This is a genomic window from Brevibacillus sp. FSL K6-0770, from assembly GCF_038000275.1.
Lineage (GTDB): Bacteria > Bacillota > Bacilli > Brevibacillales > Brevibacillaceae > Brevibacillus > Brevibacillus parabrevis.
In genome coordinates, this window is record NZ_JBBOBQ010000001.1 from 3157919 (window position 1) to 3173722 (window position 15804).

7 protein-coding genes are annotated in these 15804 nt (G+C 54.0%); 2 read left to right on the forward strand and 5 right to left on the reverse strand.

What is annotated here, in order from left to right; all coding sequences use genetic code 11:
* Nucleotide 1: 1 nt before the first annotated feature.
* Together NST23_RS14740 and pdhA are read right to left on the reverse strand one after the other, a co-directional pair.
* Entirely contained in the window at nt 2–985 is a 984-nt protein-coding gene (locus tag NST23_RS14740) for an alpha-ketoacid dehydrogenase subunit beta (RefSeq protein WP_122966428.1), read from the reverse strand.
* Nucleotides 982–2049, reverse strand: coding sequence for a pyruvate dehydrogenase (acetyl-transferring) E1 component subunit alpha (gene pdhA / locus NST23_RS14745; RefSeq protein ID WP_122966427.1), 1068 nt, complete (start codon nt 2047–2049; stop codon nt 982–984). Before pdhA ends, NST23_RS14740 begins: the two co-directional genes overlap by 4 nt.
* Before the next feature lie 194 nt (nt 2050–2243).
* Here pdhA and NST23_RS14750 point away from each other — a divergent pair, with 194 nt between their 5' ends.
* Nucleotides 2244–3653, forward strand: coding sequence for a sigma-54 interaction domain-containing protein (locus NST23_RS14750; protein WP_340964001.1), 1410 nt, complete (start codon nt 2244–2246; stop codon nt 3651–3653).
* A gap of 65 nt (nt 3654–3718) precedes the next feature.
* A complete protein-coding gene (locus NST23_RS14755; protein ID WP_173598067.1) occupies nt 3719–4645 on the forward strand; it encodes an aldo/keto reductase in 927 nt (308 codons plus the stop codon).
* 130 nt (nt 4646–4775) lie between these two features.
* Here NST23_RS14755 and NST23_RS14760 read toward each other — a convergent pair whose 3' ends face one another.
* From NST23_RS14760 to NST23_RS14770, 3 genes are read right to left on the reverse strand one after another with little or no spacing between them, the layout of a single operon-like run.
* The gene (locus NST23_RS14760; RefSeq protein ID WP_122966424.1) at nt 4776–5324 is read right to left on the reverse strand and encodes a hypothetical protein; all 549 of its coding nucleotides are present in this window, start codon (nt 5322–5324) and stop codon (nt 4776–4778) included.
* 39 nt (nt 5325–5363) lie between these two features.
* Nucleotides 5364–7514, reverse strand: a complete 2151-nt coding sequence (locus NST23_RS14765) for a Hint domain-containing protein (protein WP_173599814.1) — start codon at nt 7512–7514, stop codon at nt 5364–5366.
* A gap of 48 nt (nt 7515–7562) precedes the next feature.
* A complete protein-coding gene (locus NST23_RS14770; protein ID WP_340964004.1) occupies nt 7563–15785 on the reverse strand; it encodes a Tc toxin subunit A-related protein in 8223 nt (2740 codons plus the stop codon).
* Nucleotides 15786–15804: the final 19 nt, after the last annotated feature.

The window sequence follows — 15804 nt, forward strand, 5'->3', positions numbered from 1 at the left end:
GCTAAAACGTAAGCGTTTCCACAATACCGCTCTTGACGCGCGCTGGCGTCGGCAAATAATCGTCCTCGATGCTGAACTGCGGAACAGGCACGTCAAAGCCGGTAATCCGCTTCACAGGCGCTTTCAAATAAATCAGCGCTTCATCGTTGATGATCGAAATGATCTCTGCCCCCATGCCCGCTGTCTTGTGCGCCTCATGGACGACGACGGCACGCCCGGTCTTTTTCAGCGAGGCGACGATCGCATCCCGATCCAGCGGGTAAATGGTTCGCAGGTCGACGACTTCACAGCTCGCTCCTTGCTCCCGTTCGAGCTGTTTGGCTGCTTCCTCCGCTACGCGCAGCATGGCTCCCCAGGCAAAAATCGAGATATCTGTCCCTTCGCGCACCACTTTCGCCTTGCCGATTGGCACGCGGTACATTTCTTCCGGCACTTCTTCTTTAAACGCCCGGTACAGCTTGGTCGGCTCCAAAAAAATAACCGGGTCGGGATCTTCGATGGCAGCGATCAAAAGCCCTTTTGCATCATACGGCGTGCTCGGCGCAACGACTTTCAGACCCGGTACGTGGGCAAAAAAAGTCTCGACGCTTTCCGAGTGCAGCTCGGGGCCGCGAATGCCTGCTCCGTACGGGGTGCGAATCACCATCGGCACATGATACTGTCCGCGCGTCCGGTAACGCATGCGGGCAGCGTGGGAGACGATTTGCTCAAAACCCGGATAAATAAAAGCCAAAAACTGAATCTCGACAATCGGAATCAATCCGTTCATCGCCATCCCGATCGCCGCCCCGATAATGCCAGCTTCCGACAGCGGCGTGTCCACGACCCGATTGGCTCCATACTTGTGAATCAAATCTTCCGTCGCGCGAAAAACGCCGCCATTCACGCCGACATCCTCGCCAAGCAGCATGACGCGTGAGTCTTCCGCGAGCTTTTGGTCCATCGCTTCGGTAATCGCTTGAATCATCGTCAATTTGCGAATCATGCCGGGATGTCCTCCTTTTTCGCTGGCTTCACAAGCTCGCCCTCCTGCTCTTCCGCCATCCATGTCGGCTCTGCGTACACGTGCTTGAACATGTCTTCCGGCCGCGATTTCGGGTAGCTCTCTGCTTCCACCAATGCTGCATCGATCTGCTCATTCGCCCGGGCGACCAGCTGTGCCTCCTGTGCATCGCTCCACAGTCCGCGCTGGACGAGGAACGTACGCAAACGCTGGATCGGATCGCGCTCCGTGCGCCACTCCTCCGCCAATTTTTCCTGATCGCGGTATTTTTTCGGATCGTCTGCAGTCGTGTGAGCGCCGTAACGGTACGTGATCGCTTCGATCAACGTCGGTCCTTCGCCGTTCAGGGCGCGTTCCATCGCTTCTTTCATCGTCAGCCAGACGGCGAACACATCGTTGCCGTCGATGCGCACGCCGGGAATATCGTAAGCGGCGGCACGCTGGGCGATCGTTTTCGAAGCCGATTGCTGGGAAAAAGGCACGCTGATCGCATAGCCGTTGTTTTGGCAGAAAAAGATCGTCGGCGTTTTGAAAACACCCGCGAAGTTCAACGCCTCATGGAAGTCGCCTTCCGAAGTCGCTCCATCGCCAAAGTAAGCGAGGCTGACATGCTGCTCGTTTTGCAGCTTGCTCGCCCACGCCGTTCCGACCGCATGAATCATTTGCGTGGCGATTGGGACACAGGGCGGCATGACGTTCAAGCCTTGTGGACTGATGCTGCCTTCCATATGACCCATCCAGTACAAAAACACGCGCGCCATCGATTGCCCGTGCACGATTGCGGCGGCATGATCGCGATAAGTAGGAAACAGCCAGTCGCCCGGTGTAAGTGCCAACGCGCTTCCGACCTGTGAAGCTTCTTGTCCTTCAAAAGGGGCGTACGTTCCCATCCGGCCCTGACGCTGCAAATTGATCGACTTGCGGTCAAACAAGCGCACCAGCACCATATTTTCATACATCTTTATCATCACGGATTCATCCAGTCGCCCTTCGATGTCTTGCGTCAACTCTCCCGTAGGAGCCAATACCTGATATAATGAAGTCATGCAAACATCCCTCACTTTCTGCATCGTTCACCATCATGTATGAGCAAGTTGCGTGCCAAGTGACTGAAAGCGGTTTCACCAGACCGAAAGATGCCGATGATCATTTTTGCATATGCATTTTTGCGCATAGATGATCAATTCTGATTATTTCGTATACAAGCCGCAAGCACCGCCCAAGGGGGAACACCATCACCATGTATCAGACCAAATTTTTTCAGGGAAGCGACAACACAGAGCTTGTCCAGCTGATCACCACGATTTTCAAAACGTCTCATGACGGCTTGGCGATATGCGACCGCAACGGCTACGTGCTGCTGTACAATGACGCGTATTTGAACATCACCGGCATTCCCGCTGACATCCTGAACAACTTCAGCTATATCGAGCAAAAAGAAATGCACATGGTGCCGGACTCTTCAGCCGCCAGAGCGATCTCAACGAAGCAGACGCACAGCGTCGTCATCCACTACGGAAATGGGCGCACCGCCATCAACACGGCGACGCCGCTGCTCGATCAAAATCAGGAGCTGCTGTTCGTCGTCGGCAATGTCCGCGATATTACCGAGTTGAACATGCTGCAACAGGAGCTGGAGGAAACACGGCAAATCAACTCTTCCTTTCAGCGCGCCCTGGAGCAGATTCAGAGCGATCTCGACTCTGGCGGGCAAATCATTTACCGCAGCAGCATGATGCATCGGATTGTCTCGCTCGCCAATCGGTTTGCGGCGAACGATTCGCCTGTTCTGTTGCTCGGCGAGTCTGGCGTCGGCAAAGATGTGCTGGCGAATTACATTCATGCGGAGAGCGGACGTCCGGGAGAGTTTATCAAGATCAACTGCGGAGCCATTCCCGATCATTTGCTGGAATCAGAGTTGTTTGGATATGAAAAAGGAGCGTTCACCGGGGCGAGCCAAGCGAAGGAAGGTCTGTTCGAACTGGCGCACAGCGGCACGATTTTTCTCGACGAGGTCGGGGATTTGCCGTTTCCCTTGCAAGTCAAGCTGCTCAACGTGTTGCAGGACGGCAAAATCAGACGGCTTGGAGGAAAAACGCAGCGGCAGGTCAATATGCGGATCATCGCGGCGACCAACAGCGATCTGGAGTCGATGGTCGAGCAGAAGACGTTTCGCCAAGATTTGTACTACCGGCTGAACGTGCTGTCGCTGACCATCCCTCCCCTGCGGGAACGCCGAGAGGATATTCCCGCCCTCATTTTCTACTATTTAAAAAAGCTGGAGTGGAAATACCAACTGGAAATTCGTCTGGAAACAGATGCGCTCGAAGCGCTGGTCGATTACGACTGGCCAGGAAACGTCCGGGAGCTGAAAAACGTAGTCGAGCGTTCCTACCATATGTGTGAAAACGGACGGATTACGCACGACCAGCTTCCCGCCTCGATCCGCAGCTCGCAGCATAGCGCGCTCCCCTTGCATCTCGCCAAAATGGAAGAAGCTCTTCCGCTCAAAGAAGCGGTCGAACGGTTTGAGCGGGAGTACATCCAGCGAATTTTGCATGAATCCAGTACGATGCAAGAATGTGCCGATAAGCTGGGCGTGAACATCTCTACGCTTGTCCGCAAAAAGCGCGGGCTGGGAATCAAATAGCGGTAGGTACAACAGGGCACTTTGCCGAAATGAGTAAAGAACACAACATGGATGGAGGAATCCGAGTGAAGGTTTATCCGATCAAACATACCGAACTGCACGCATCCAGCATGATCATGGGCAACATGCGGCTGACGCAGCTTTCCCTCCCCGATGCGGAAAAGTTGATCCGCACAGCGCTTGAAGAAGGCATCAATATTTTTGACCACGCAGATATTTACGGGCAAGGCCGCTGTGAGGAGCATTTTGCCGAAGCGATCCAGATGAACCCGTCGATCCGCGAGAACATGATTTTGCAGAGCAAATGCGGCATCCGTTCCAAAGAAAATTACTACGATTTTTCCAAGGAGCATATTCTTGCGTCCGTCGACGGCATTTTGCGTCGATTGAAAACGGAATATTTGGATATCCTCCTCCTCCATCGTCCTGATCCGCTCATGGAGCCGGAAGAAGTCGCAGAAGCGTTTGAGCAGTTGCAAACCCAGGGAAAAGTAAGACACTTCGGAGTGTCCAACCACAATCCTGCGCAAATTCAACTGTTGCAAAAGTACATACCGCAAAAGCTGGTCGTCAACCAGATTCAGTTCAGCATCGTGCACACGCCTTTGATTGATTCGGGCATCTCCCTGAATATGAAGACAGACCAATCGCTTAACCGCGACAGCAGCATTCTCGAATACTGCCGCTTGCACGACATGACGATGCAAGCGTGGTCGCCGTTCCAGCACGGGATGTTCGACGGTCCGTTTCTCGGCGATCTGATCCGGTTCCCTGAACTGAACAAAGTAATCGACAACATTGCAGAAAAATACGAGGTGACAAATACCGCTGTCGCCGTAGCGTGGATTACGCGCCATCCGGCCAAGATTCAGGTAGTGCTCGGAACGACCAATGTCCAAAGGCTGAAAGATGCGTGCAAAGGCGCAGACTTGACCTTGACCAGAGAAGAATGGTACCGCATCTACAAAGCAGCGGGCAATCTCATTCCGTAAGGCACGAGAAAACACAAGAAAAGCATGAAAACCGCACGATCAAAAAGGCACTCCGCATAGAGTGCCTTTTCGCTTCCTTTCGCCTTGCTATCGCAACAAAATGGACTACCGCTGTTCGCTTTTTCAACAACTAACCTCTTTGTTCGATCGGTTCTTCCCAGCGGTTGACGCCAGGCAAATGCGGATGACGATCCGGACAAGCTTCGGTGGGCAAGCGCACTTTGTTTGCTACCACGCATCCGCATAAACTACATATTTTTTCTTCTGCTTGCTTGGTGCCGGAAAAGACTTTGTAGACGATTTGCTCCGTTTGATCCTGGAGGTTCGGGCATTGCATGCAGGTGTTGTACCGCTTTTGCAACACAGCTTCATCGACCGTGGAAAAGCCGGTCTTGGCCCATTTCCACATAGCCTCCGATGCTTTCTTGACCAGTTGCAGCGAAGTCTTCGCTTCCACCTCCTGCTGCTTGGGCACAGCAGGAGGATTGGCTAGCAAGTATTGCAAAAAGGCAGCGTTCCGTCGAGTCGCCAGCAAGTTGTGGGCGTACGATGAGTCGTGTAGCGCAGCTTGCAAAACTAGCTCGGAAACCGGCTCGGACAGTCCGAGCAGTTCGCCCATTTCCCGGCACTTGTCCGCTACTGTTCCCTGGTGCTCACGGAGTTCCTCGATTGCTCCCATAATTCCTCTCCTCCGTCTTCTTTCATTCTCGATGCCGGGTTAAGCCAGAGTGAATGTCGCCGTTTTCTTGTCTGGGTTCAGCGTAGAGCCATTATCCGATTTGAGAATCCGTGGAACCGTAATCGTGTACTCCACCTCTTTTTGCAAGGAAGCGGAGATCAGCAGTGTGTTTGTATCCTCGCCCAAACGGACGAATTTCACTTTGGCTTCCGGGCTGATCAAAAACGCCTTCGGATCGAATGCCGTTCCGGTAGACAGCGGCAAGTTGAACGTAACGGAAACCGTCGACGTCGCATGCAGCAAAATGTAGCGGACTTCTTCCGTCAACAATCGTTTCAAACCTTCCGACTGCTCGCTGAACAAAGCGGACAAATCCGTGTCGACCGATACTTCGGCTGTCAGTTCGCCTTCTTCGCTGAGCACCTTGGCCGCAACAAGCGACTGATACGCCTCTTCGGCCATCTCCTCGGAGATGTCATCCGTAACGAAGTGGCGCGGTGTCAAAACAGGCAGTACCGCAGTTGCCGCCGTGACTTCCAGTCCTTCGAGAACAGGGCCGCCTGCTTCTTCCGGCGGGAAATTCATCGTATTTCCGGCTGTGATGGAATCGATCCGCACTTCGCGGGTAGGCGCGAACGGATCTCCCTCGTATGCGTCATTTTCTTCATCGATGCTGTCGAGCACCAGCTCGGCGATTTGCTTGATTCCGCTCTCGAAAGTCGTCACGTACATATTGCCGAAGAAGACGTTGCGCAGCACGCTGGTGCTGTAGTAATCCGCCATCGCGACAGACGTGTAGCCCAGCTCGTCTTGCGGCTGGATTTTTTGCAGACGGGCGATCATGTGCGCGAGAATCGTAACGATTCCTTCCAGCCCAAACCCCTTGATTCTCGTCATTCCGCCTGTGATGACAACCACTTGTTTGCCGTACTGTTCGAAAGCATACGCGTTTGTTTCCATGCGGCCCACATCGTGATGGAAGACGATGTCCGGATAGAAGCCTTGGAACAGCTTCAAGGCATAGGAGACAGTCGCATAGCCGATGCCCACTTCCGAGAAGTCGTACTTCGGTGCATGATTGCCGACGTCTACTGCTTGCGCCTGGCTCAAATACGATGCCGCGTCATTCGGGATGACTGTCGTATGTTTGCCGTGTACATAAAACTTGCGGGTATGCGGAACGATTTTTTTCTCGTCATCGTCACCAGCCATGAGCAGGAAGCTCGTGTACTCGTCGCTCAACAGCTCTGTGTTCGTTTGCTCGTATTCTGGTTGGCCAATCGTTGGAAGCTCGTCGTGATCGTCCACGAAAAAGGCTTCTTTCAAGGCGGCCGCGTGAATTTGCAAGTTGAAATCGCCGGAAACGATACCTTCCGAGATCAGCAGGTGACCGCTGATTTCTCCGCTAAACTCCTTGTCTGTCGCGATGTGGTGGACGCCTCCGCGGTACTCTCCCAGGCTGACTTCGTTGATTTCCACAGGCACGCCTTCCGCGGAAACGAGGAAATCAACTCCCGGCACCAGTCGGTTCGCGCGTTTCAGCTTTCCGTTTGGCATCAAGAACAGATGGTCAGGCGTCACGATGATCGAGCCTGCGCCGCCGTGGCGGATGAATACCATCGTCGGCTGATAGCCGTCCGGCCCGGTTCCGCTGCTGAACGACACCGTTGCCGGAGTCCAGCTCAGATTCACACCGTCACCATGAGCCGTTACGTTTGCCGTCAGCACCTGATCGCCGATGCTGAACTGCTCGATTGCCTTGGAGCCTTCCGGGATGCCGATTTGTGTGCCGTACGCAAAGCACGAGCAGCAGCAATAGCACGTCAGCTGATACCAGCTATCTCCTTGCTTCGTGCAAGAACGTCCGCTTTTGGAGTTAAATTCTTTTGTCTCGATGTTCACGCACACGGACGCGTTGAACGGATACAAAAAGCTTGGCGGTTTGCAATCCGGCAACGGCTTGCCATTGATGTCCTTGCACTGGCACAAAGCGTGCTCCTGAGGAGTCTGGTTGACGTTCTCCGTGCAATGGCGGCCCTGGCAGGCGAGATAGTACGGATCGCCTTTTTTAAAGCCGTCGTTGTCCAAAGCATCTTGATTGACCTGTTTCCAATCGATCGTATCCATGTCCAAAACTTGTTTCGGAGCCAGTGATACCCGCAAATTTTCCAGACAATTTTCCCATGCCATCTGTTTGTTTCCTCCTTTTTCATCGCAAAAACATCTTGTTACGCTCGCTTACTTCGTTGCAAAAACATTGGACTGGTACGTAAAAATCACGACGATGCCGAGCAAGCTGTTTCGATCCACCTCCCTTTCTCCGCTCGCCGCATCGCTAGTAACAAGGCCATCCGGCAGCTCAGCGAGGTGGAATTGAAGTTGGGCAGAAGACGCCGACAGCGGAACATCGGACAGATCGACTGAACCGTAATTGTTCGCGATTGGAATCGGCTTCGCAGCTTCGTCGCCGATTTGCAATTGCAAGAAATGCGTCGAACTATCCTTGTCCGCGATCAGCTTGCCGTCTGGCGTTTGCAAAAAGACAGCCGCCGATAAAAAGCGCACATCTTTCAAGTTCGGCAAAATAACGGCATCGGCGAGCGCAAAACGGATGCTCTTGACGCCCGCTTGCGGCGGACTTGTCCAAAAACGCGACCAGTCACCCGGGAAAGCTTGCTTCAAATCGATAATCTTGGCTGGCGTATACGGGTAAGGCGGCTGTTGGCTCGCAAGCATGCTCTTCACCTGGTTGGCAAAGTCTTGACCGCCGTCCTTGGCTGTGTATTGGATTTTCAGCAAAATGTCGGAAATGCTGCCGAAATCAATCCGGTTCGTCTCGGGCGGCAAGCTCAGCGTCCAGTTGGATACGGCTCCGGTGCCTTCGAAAGGCAAGTACCGCTCATCCCGCCAGTCAAGCATGAACAAGCCTGGATCGTTCATCCCCCGCGACAGGGCGATTCGCTGGTAAGGCGACGTGCCGAAAATAAGCGAGCCGTCGGTTGGCGCAGGCTGGTTCGGATCGATCAAGTGCTGGACGGCACCTGGCTTCGCATCGCGGACAATTTGGTAGCTGTTTTGAGTCAAAGTGGCGTTCACATTTTGGTACGGACCGACAATCGCCGGAATCGTCACGGAAATCGATTTGATTTTGCGGCTGTAGTGGCCGGGGAAGTCGAAATCAAACAGCTTTTCCGACAGCGTAAAAGTCAGCTCGCCTTTCTTGCCGCCTTTCGAGCCATCCTTGAAGGCCAAAAACGCTTCCGGATCGAGATGGAGCAACGAAATCGTCTTTTCGATCTCGTAATCGCGCGAGTTTTGCTCCATATACGCCTTTTCCATTTGCGCAAGCGAGAGCTGCAAGCCTTCGCCTGCGGTCAAGCCCCGGTGCAGGCTGTCCCAATAATCAAACTGCAAAAACTGGTCGTTGCGATTCAATTCGTACTGGAACGACTTTTGGGCAGAGATCGCCATATCGAGCGCGATGCGATACGTTTGGAAATAGACCGAGGACAGGCGTCCCACCATCCATTGGTACAGCTCTTCGTTGGTGAATTTCGCCTTCAAGTAATCCTCGTAATCTTTGGCCTGCTCGATTCCTTTTTGGTGGATCTCCAGTTCCCGGCGGAGCATGTCCTGGCGAATTTTCGAGCCTGCGATTTGCTTGTCCATCTGGGCGATTTCGTAGGATGCCACATCGCGCTGCAACGCCCACTCTTCCCTGCGCCGCATGTATTGCGCGCCCGTGCTCATCAAGCCTGCCATATGGTCGAGAATTTGCGCCGTTCCGTCCGCCACTTGCGCCCCCGCATTGATCGCATCCCCAAACTGCATGTTGCCGTTCGCCAGTCCGAAAATTTTCGGAGCGAGGAAGCCGGGAATACTCAAGCCTTTCAGGGCAACTCCGGCGATTTGCTGGTAAATCGCTGTGCTGCGCAGTGTCAGGTCGGTTACTTCCAGGGCGTTCAGGTTTTCATTAAACAGTCGCGAGTAATGATCGAACCGGGTTTTCGCTCCTTCTTTGCTCTGTTCAAGCGAAGCGATGATTTCGCCCAGCTCCTCGATCTGCTTCTCTTTGATCATCGTGGTCAGATTGAGCAGTTGCTTTTCCTGGGCAGAGCGCAACAGCGCGAGCGATTCGGCGTCTTTTTTCTCCAGCGTCGACAGCAAGGTACTCCCCAGCTGAATCAGCGTGGAAGTCATGCTTTTCGCTCTCTCTAGCAGATAGCTGAAGCGGTAAAACGGAATTTCCGCCCGGGACTGCGTCAAAGCGCTGAGCACATCCTGTCCGGCACTGGCCGCACGCACGAGCTGCATCGGATCAAGCGGCGGTTCAAACAGGGCGAGCGGCTGCGGAATGCCTTGCAGATTAAGCCCGTGGCGAATTTTGTACAAACGATCCTCCACCAAGTCCCAATACCCGCTGAATTGTTTGTTTTCCGGCACGCAGAAATACGTGTCCAGCGCATTGATCGGCGCAAAAGCAAACAGCGAATCCGTCTTGTCCTGATCGTGCTCCAGCTCAATCAAAAACTGCGGAATGTTTTCCTGGTAACGACTGTAGATTTCCGCAAAGGTAAGCGGCGCGGCATCCGGGCATTTCCCGAGATTTTGCGGTCTTTCTCCGAGCAGGTTGTAGGCGTACACGTAATGCATCGTAGCTGCAATGATCGATTCCCACGTGTACTGGGCAAACTGCGAGTCTCCCCACTGCAACAAGTTGTCGATGTATTGCATGACCACCGCTTTTTCATAGGCGCCGTTGCGCAGTCGGGCAATCGCATGCGGATCAAACGGATCATCATTGTACGCCTTGATTTCGTTCGGATTGCCAAGCTGCTCGCGCAAAGCTTCCAGCGTGCGGTTGCGGAACGGCTGGAACTGCCAGAAGCGGGCGACGAGACTGCTTAGCTGATGGTTGCACAAGATGTTTTTGACCGTCGTCACCTGGCTGTCTTTTAAAAACGGCAAAATTTTGGCGAGATTGGTCTTGCGGTTGTACGTCGCACTGACTTGCCCATCTGCCGTAATGATTTTTTGATCGACTAACACCCGGTAAATGCGCTGCGAATCGCGCAATCCCAACGTAGAGCTTTGGAACGAGTCGGTTTGCAACGGCTGCACGGGAACGGTCGGATTGAAAATGAATTGATACCATTTCGCCGCTTCCTGGAACTGCTGGTTCGTCTTCAGCAAATTGGCGATGTACAAAGGCGCGTGGAAGAACAGCTCCCAATAATACGGACCGTATGCCCCGGAAAAGTCCACTTGCGCGCCGTCGAGCGCTTCCGGTGCCGCGACCCAGCTTTCCGAAAACTGAAAACGTTCAAAAGGCAGCTCTTGCTCCAGCGGAATTTGCTGGGAAGACAGACTCAACAAGGCGTCGACTCCTCCCGTAAACAGCCTGCTGCTCAACCGATGCACGGCAGCTGTCGTCAGGCGGATCGCTTCGAACCGGAAGCGGTATATGCCGCCGATAGCCGGATCGGTATTGAGATACCCGACCGTCGTCGGAAAAGAACGCTGATACAGCGTATCGACCACATAGCGGGTTTTTTTGTCCGGATTGAGCTGGCCTTGAAAAATATCTGCGACGCTCTCTTCCAGCTCGTAAAAATCCGTATCGGCATCCAGGCGGCCTGTCTTGTCCAAATACCCGGCGGCGATCAGCTGCTGGAAAATCAGCTCTGAACCGCTTTGCTGGATATCGATGGGAGCGGCGGCGATGAAGTCGTCTTTGCTGAAAACCGGGCGGTGCATCAGGATGTTGCGCACGGCGTACATCTGATCTTCAATAGCCAATTGCGTCTGCAAAAATTCGGTCAAGTCCTCAAGCTCTGTCTGTTCATCCAGGCGACCGCGCGCATCCAGGAAACCGGATGTAATCAATGCTTGATAGATCGCTTGTGCCCCTGTTTTCTCAATGCCCACTGCTGCCGAGACAAAGGAATCAGGCGTAAACAGCGTATCGTTGTTCAAGAGAGAACGATTGATGGCACTCGTTTGCTGCTCGCCGTCCAACAGCAGGATAAATTCTTTGTCTCCGCGGAACACAAAGGCAGACGGGTGATTTTTGACCGGGAACAAGCCGTAATCTTTGTTGCGCATCGCGGTAGACAGCCATGGCGTGCCCACTGCCCTGCCGACGACTTTGATGCAAGCCGACAGCTTGTCTTCTTTGCCAGGCTGCCCGTCCAGTATTTGCTCCAGTGACGAAGCGACGTCATCAAACGGAATCGACAGATCGATCGAGCCGTCTTTTGTCACGTAGCCCTCTGCCACCAACTGGTTGAAAATCGCGGTGGAGCCTGCGCTTTCAATACCGACCTCACTGGACACGAACGAGTTTGCCGTCAGGCGCACAGGACGAAGCACAGGCGAAGGAACGGTTATTTGCTCGGCCAAATCGTTGTCGTACACAAGCTGGTTTGTCTGGATCAGATTGAGTCGTCCCGCGCTGCGATCAATTTCGGTCCGCACTTGTGGCGTGCTTTGGTCCGAATCTTTGGCAAACAGCAGGAACTCGTTCGGATTGGCCAAAAAGCCGACCTGCAAGTCGTCGTTGATCACGATCGGCTTCTGCAACGGAAGCAAGCCGTCGTAAGAGAGCGATTTTGCCTGAGAGAAGTAGCGCAGCGTCTGGTACAGTTCACTCTCAAACTGCTGGGTCGTTTCATCGGAACGGTCAGGTGCATCGACCTTGTTCAGAGCTGGGCTGGCTTCCAAATCGAGCATCGGCCCGTAAAGCAGAATGACTTTTTCAAACGAATTTGTCCCTGCGCCCGGTACCCAGAACTGATCCTTCTGAATCGTGAGCGGGTACACTTTTTGCCAGGCGATCTGGTTGGGCGCAAACAACGAGCCGGGCAGCAAGCTCTCATACTTTTTCTGATAGGCGCTGCCTTCTACGTTGATGATGATGTCGTCGGCGAGCGTCTGGGGTTGGACCCATTTGCCGCTGAAGTTGTAAAAGCTGTACTTGATTGCGGCTTTTGTCGCTTTTTTCGCCGATTCATTGCCGTTGTTTTTGTCAAACTTCTTCTGCTCGACCCAAAAGACGAACAGTCGGTTGAACGCGTGGACGAGCGTGACCGTCTCTGCGCTGATCGTGACGTCCATCTCCTGCCACTCTGACCAGGTCGTATCCTGATTGCGAATAAGGTAGTAATACTTGTACGGCTGCGTTTCGGTTCGCGCCACGAGGAACAGTTGGTTCGACTCGGTCTTGTCTGCCCCGACGATATGTCCGTAATACGCATCGACGTACTTCAGCTTGGCCAGTTCGGCAAACCGATCCAAGTATTTCGTAAAAGCCTGCTCGACGGTTTGCGCGTTCACCTCGCCCTGCTTGAGCGTATTTTCCAGCTCTTCAAACAGGCTGGTCTTGCTCTTGCGATAGGCTGGATCGAGGTAGTTTTCGGGATAGAGGAAAATTTTGCGGTTCGCTTCCCATGTCCGATAGTTCAGCAGCCACTCCCACCACGGGTCGGGGATGTTCCAGTGGACAATGCCCGGCTCCAGCAGCTCGCGGCAACGACTCAAATACAGTTGCGCTGCATTCAGCGCCTCTTTGATGTAGGAGATGCGTGTCGTCCCGCCCATCTCCACGTCGATCAGCAAATACTCGTACAGCCTGCGCGAATTGGTAATCCAGACACGCTCCGGCGTTTTCGGAAGCTCCACCAATGCCGTTGCGATCAGCACGGTGCGTTTCTGCTCCTGGATTTCCCCGTCGATCTGGGCGAAGCATTCGTCCCAGTTGGCAACCGCCAGTCGCGCTCGCACCAGCGCAAGCAGGTCATCTGCTGTCTTTTCATAATCGTCCCATGCTTCGTCCACGCCTTTTGTGCAAACACTTTGCAGGTGCAAAAGAAACTCAGGGTCTGCGCCTGTTGCTCCCAAAAGGTCGATGGCGCGGCTCGTTGCTGCCAATTGGTCAACCCGGTTGCCTGCCGCAGCAAACAAACCGAGAAGGCGGGAAATTTGTCCCAACGGCCGTCCCGTCAGATCAGCCAGCGCGCTTGCCCGTTGTTCATCACTCGCAGCGCTCATGAAGGCAAACAGATTGCCAGTCGTATCCGCAAAGCTTGCTCGAAGCTCTTTCCATCTGCCCAGATCGAGTATGTTTTTCAGCGTTAATGCGCTGACATCGGCAATGCCATACGCCGCTTTGGCGTCACCGAGATTGTCCAGCTCGTCGTTGGTCAGTCGCAGTTTTCGCGTCAGCAACAGCCAGCGAGACAGCAGCTGCAACAGTTGCACAGCTTCCTTTTTGTTTTTCTCGCTCAGGAAAAGATCGGCTACCTCTTGGCGCCCGGCCAGATGCAGCAAGTGATCGATCTGCTCCGTTCGCGCACCGAGGAAAGAAGCGATTTGCTGCCTGATTTTTTCTTCCTGCTCTTTCTTTTGCTGGTCGGCATCTTCCGCCGTGCTCGCCGTCAGAGCAGGCAGATTTTTCAGCCACGGGTCGACATCTTTGTCCTGATACGCAACTTGCACAAACGGGCTTGTGACCCCGTTCATGACGTAGTCCAGCTCGTACACTTGCAGATTCATCCGGCGCAGCTGGCTGGCTTGTCCAAGCAAATCAGAAATTTGTGCGGCTGATTGCCGTTCCGCGAAAGAAGTGCCTGTCAGCTGGCGGAACTTGATGTACTGGGCTACAGGCAGCTTCAGCAGCGCCGCGAGCTTGACGTGCTGGTACAGCTTGGACAGATTGGCGACGGTCAGGCTTACTTCCGCGCTTGCTCCAAACAAAGCTTCTGCCAGTGCGCTGAGATCGTCCTGCTGAAGCCCCAAACCGCCCGCAATCCGCCCCGCCTGCTTGCGATTTGCTTCGTCCGTCGCCCCGATTTTCCATACCGCTGCGTCTTGTTTGTACAGTTGGTTCCAGCGATAGTTTTCGCTGCCTGCATCTTTTGGATGGTAGACGCTCATTCCGCTCCCGTTGTAAACCTGATCAAATAAAGCATCGCCGTATGTCTTCAAGTCGTAGAGCAGAGCGCATGCTGCCAGGACAGACAAGCCCGTGTCTCTGCTCAGCTTCTCGATGGCAGCGATCCCGATCAAGGCCGCCTCATCGAGCGCCACCGTATCCGGGTTGAGCACATGCAAAACCCAATCCAGCTCGGCGTAGCTCCACCCAAGCTTGCGGGTCAGGCGCAAAAAGCGATGAATGCGGTCCAGCGCCTTTGGAACGAGGTTTTGCAGTTGCGAGGAATCTTCGGCGAGCACCAGGGCAACAGGTGCTGCGAGGTCGCGGTTAATGAAAAAGTTTTTGGCAATCCCGGCTTTCTGTTCGTCTGCCGAGAGGTCTTGTTCCAGCAACTGCCGCAGGTCGGTCACTTTCAATCCGGTCTTTTTGCAAAAAACCGAAGCGTCTGTCAACTGAGCCAGATCGCTGACACCAAAGTACGTCTGGAGCTTTTGCACGTCGCTTTCGCTTGTGGCAATCAGCTGCCACTCTTCTGGCGACAAGCCCAGCGTATGGGCTGCGACATCTTTTGGCTGGGAAGGCAAAGTGCGATACACAGCTTCCAGTTGAACGGACAGTCGCTGCAAGTAAATCCGGATTTTCGCCAGCGGCAAATGGAAAGGCAGCGCGGACGGATAGCTCGCCTTCGCCAGTGACGGGTACAGTTTGTCCTGACCTCCCCACGCCTCTTGTACCGCTTCCTCCAGACGCTCGTTGACGATCGTCAAGTACGGCATCGTCTTGTTCGTGTTCTCGCACGTCAGCTCGATCTTTGCCAAATCGGCTCGACGTTCCAGCAGGGACATCCCCTTGTCGATCTCTTTTGCATTCGGCTTGGTCACGTACTGTTCGATCACCCGCATCAAATCGACGAAGTAGGCGGCAGGCCCAAAAATCGATTGGCAATCCTGGCACTCGCAATAGTTCAAGCTGCCGAACAGCTCGTCGTAACTCGGCAAGGAGGTGTAATGGTCCAAAATATCGGGAGAGGTCGCGTTCACGGAAAGCGCCTGATAGTGCGGCGCTTGCAGCTGAACAAGATTCGCCCACACGTGCATCGTCTGATTGCGGATATGCGCTGCGTTATCGTAGATTTCTCCCGCTTTTTGCGGGCCAGACTCGCCCAGTTGCGGCCCGACTTTGGCGAGAAAATGCTCCCGGCTGAGCGAAGTGATCTTGTGCGCAGAATCAAATCGCTCGGAGCGGGCCGAGTCAGCCGCGGCGCTTTTTAGCAGGGCGGGTGGCGGCGCATCCGTGACATCTGTTTGCAGCAACAGTTTCGCCACCTGTGGATCTGGGTAAATTTGCAGCAGCCGCTGATAGGCACGGAGTTCCGGAATGGCTTCCTGCTGGTCGATCCCCTCCCAGTTCAGCTGCGCGACAGCCTCTTCTTTATGAAAGGGAAAAGTCGCTACGTGTATATCCGGGTTTTGTGCAAAAAAGCGTGCGAGAGAAGGACTGTCAATGGGGGAAAACGATTGGTCATTCATACGATTCTCCTCATTCCCT

Excerpts from the sequence above, each read along its gene's own strand:
- NST23_RS14740 (WP_122966428.1), bottom strand. The coding sequence starts at position 985 with ATGATTCGCAAATTGACGATGATTCAAGCGATTACCGAAGCGATGGAC.
- pdhA (WP_122966427.1), bottom strand. The coding sequence starts at position 2,049 with ATGACTTCATTATATCAGGTATTGGCTCCTACGGGAGAGTTGACGCAA.
- NST23_RS14750 (WP_340964001.1), top strand. The coding sequence starts at position 2,244 with ATGTATCAGACCAAATTTTTTCAGGGAAGCGACAACACAGAGCTTGTC.
- NST23_RS14760 (WP_122966424.1), bottom strand. The coding sequence starts at position 5,324 with ATGGGAGCAATCGAGGAACTCCGTGAGCACCAGGGAACAGTAGCGGAC.
- NST23_RS14765 (WP_173599814.1), bottom strand. The coding sequence starts at position 7,514 with ATGGCATGGGAAAATTGTCTGGAAAATTTGCGGGTATCACTGGCTCCG.
- NST23_RS14770 (WP_340964004.1), bottom strand. The coding sequence starts at position 15,785 with ATGAATGACCAATCGTTTTCCCCCATTGACAGTCCTTCTCTCGCACGC.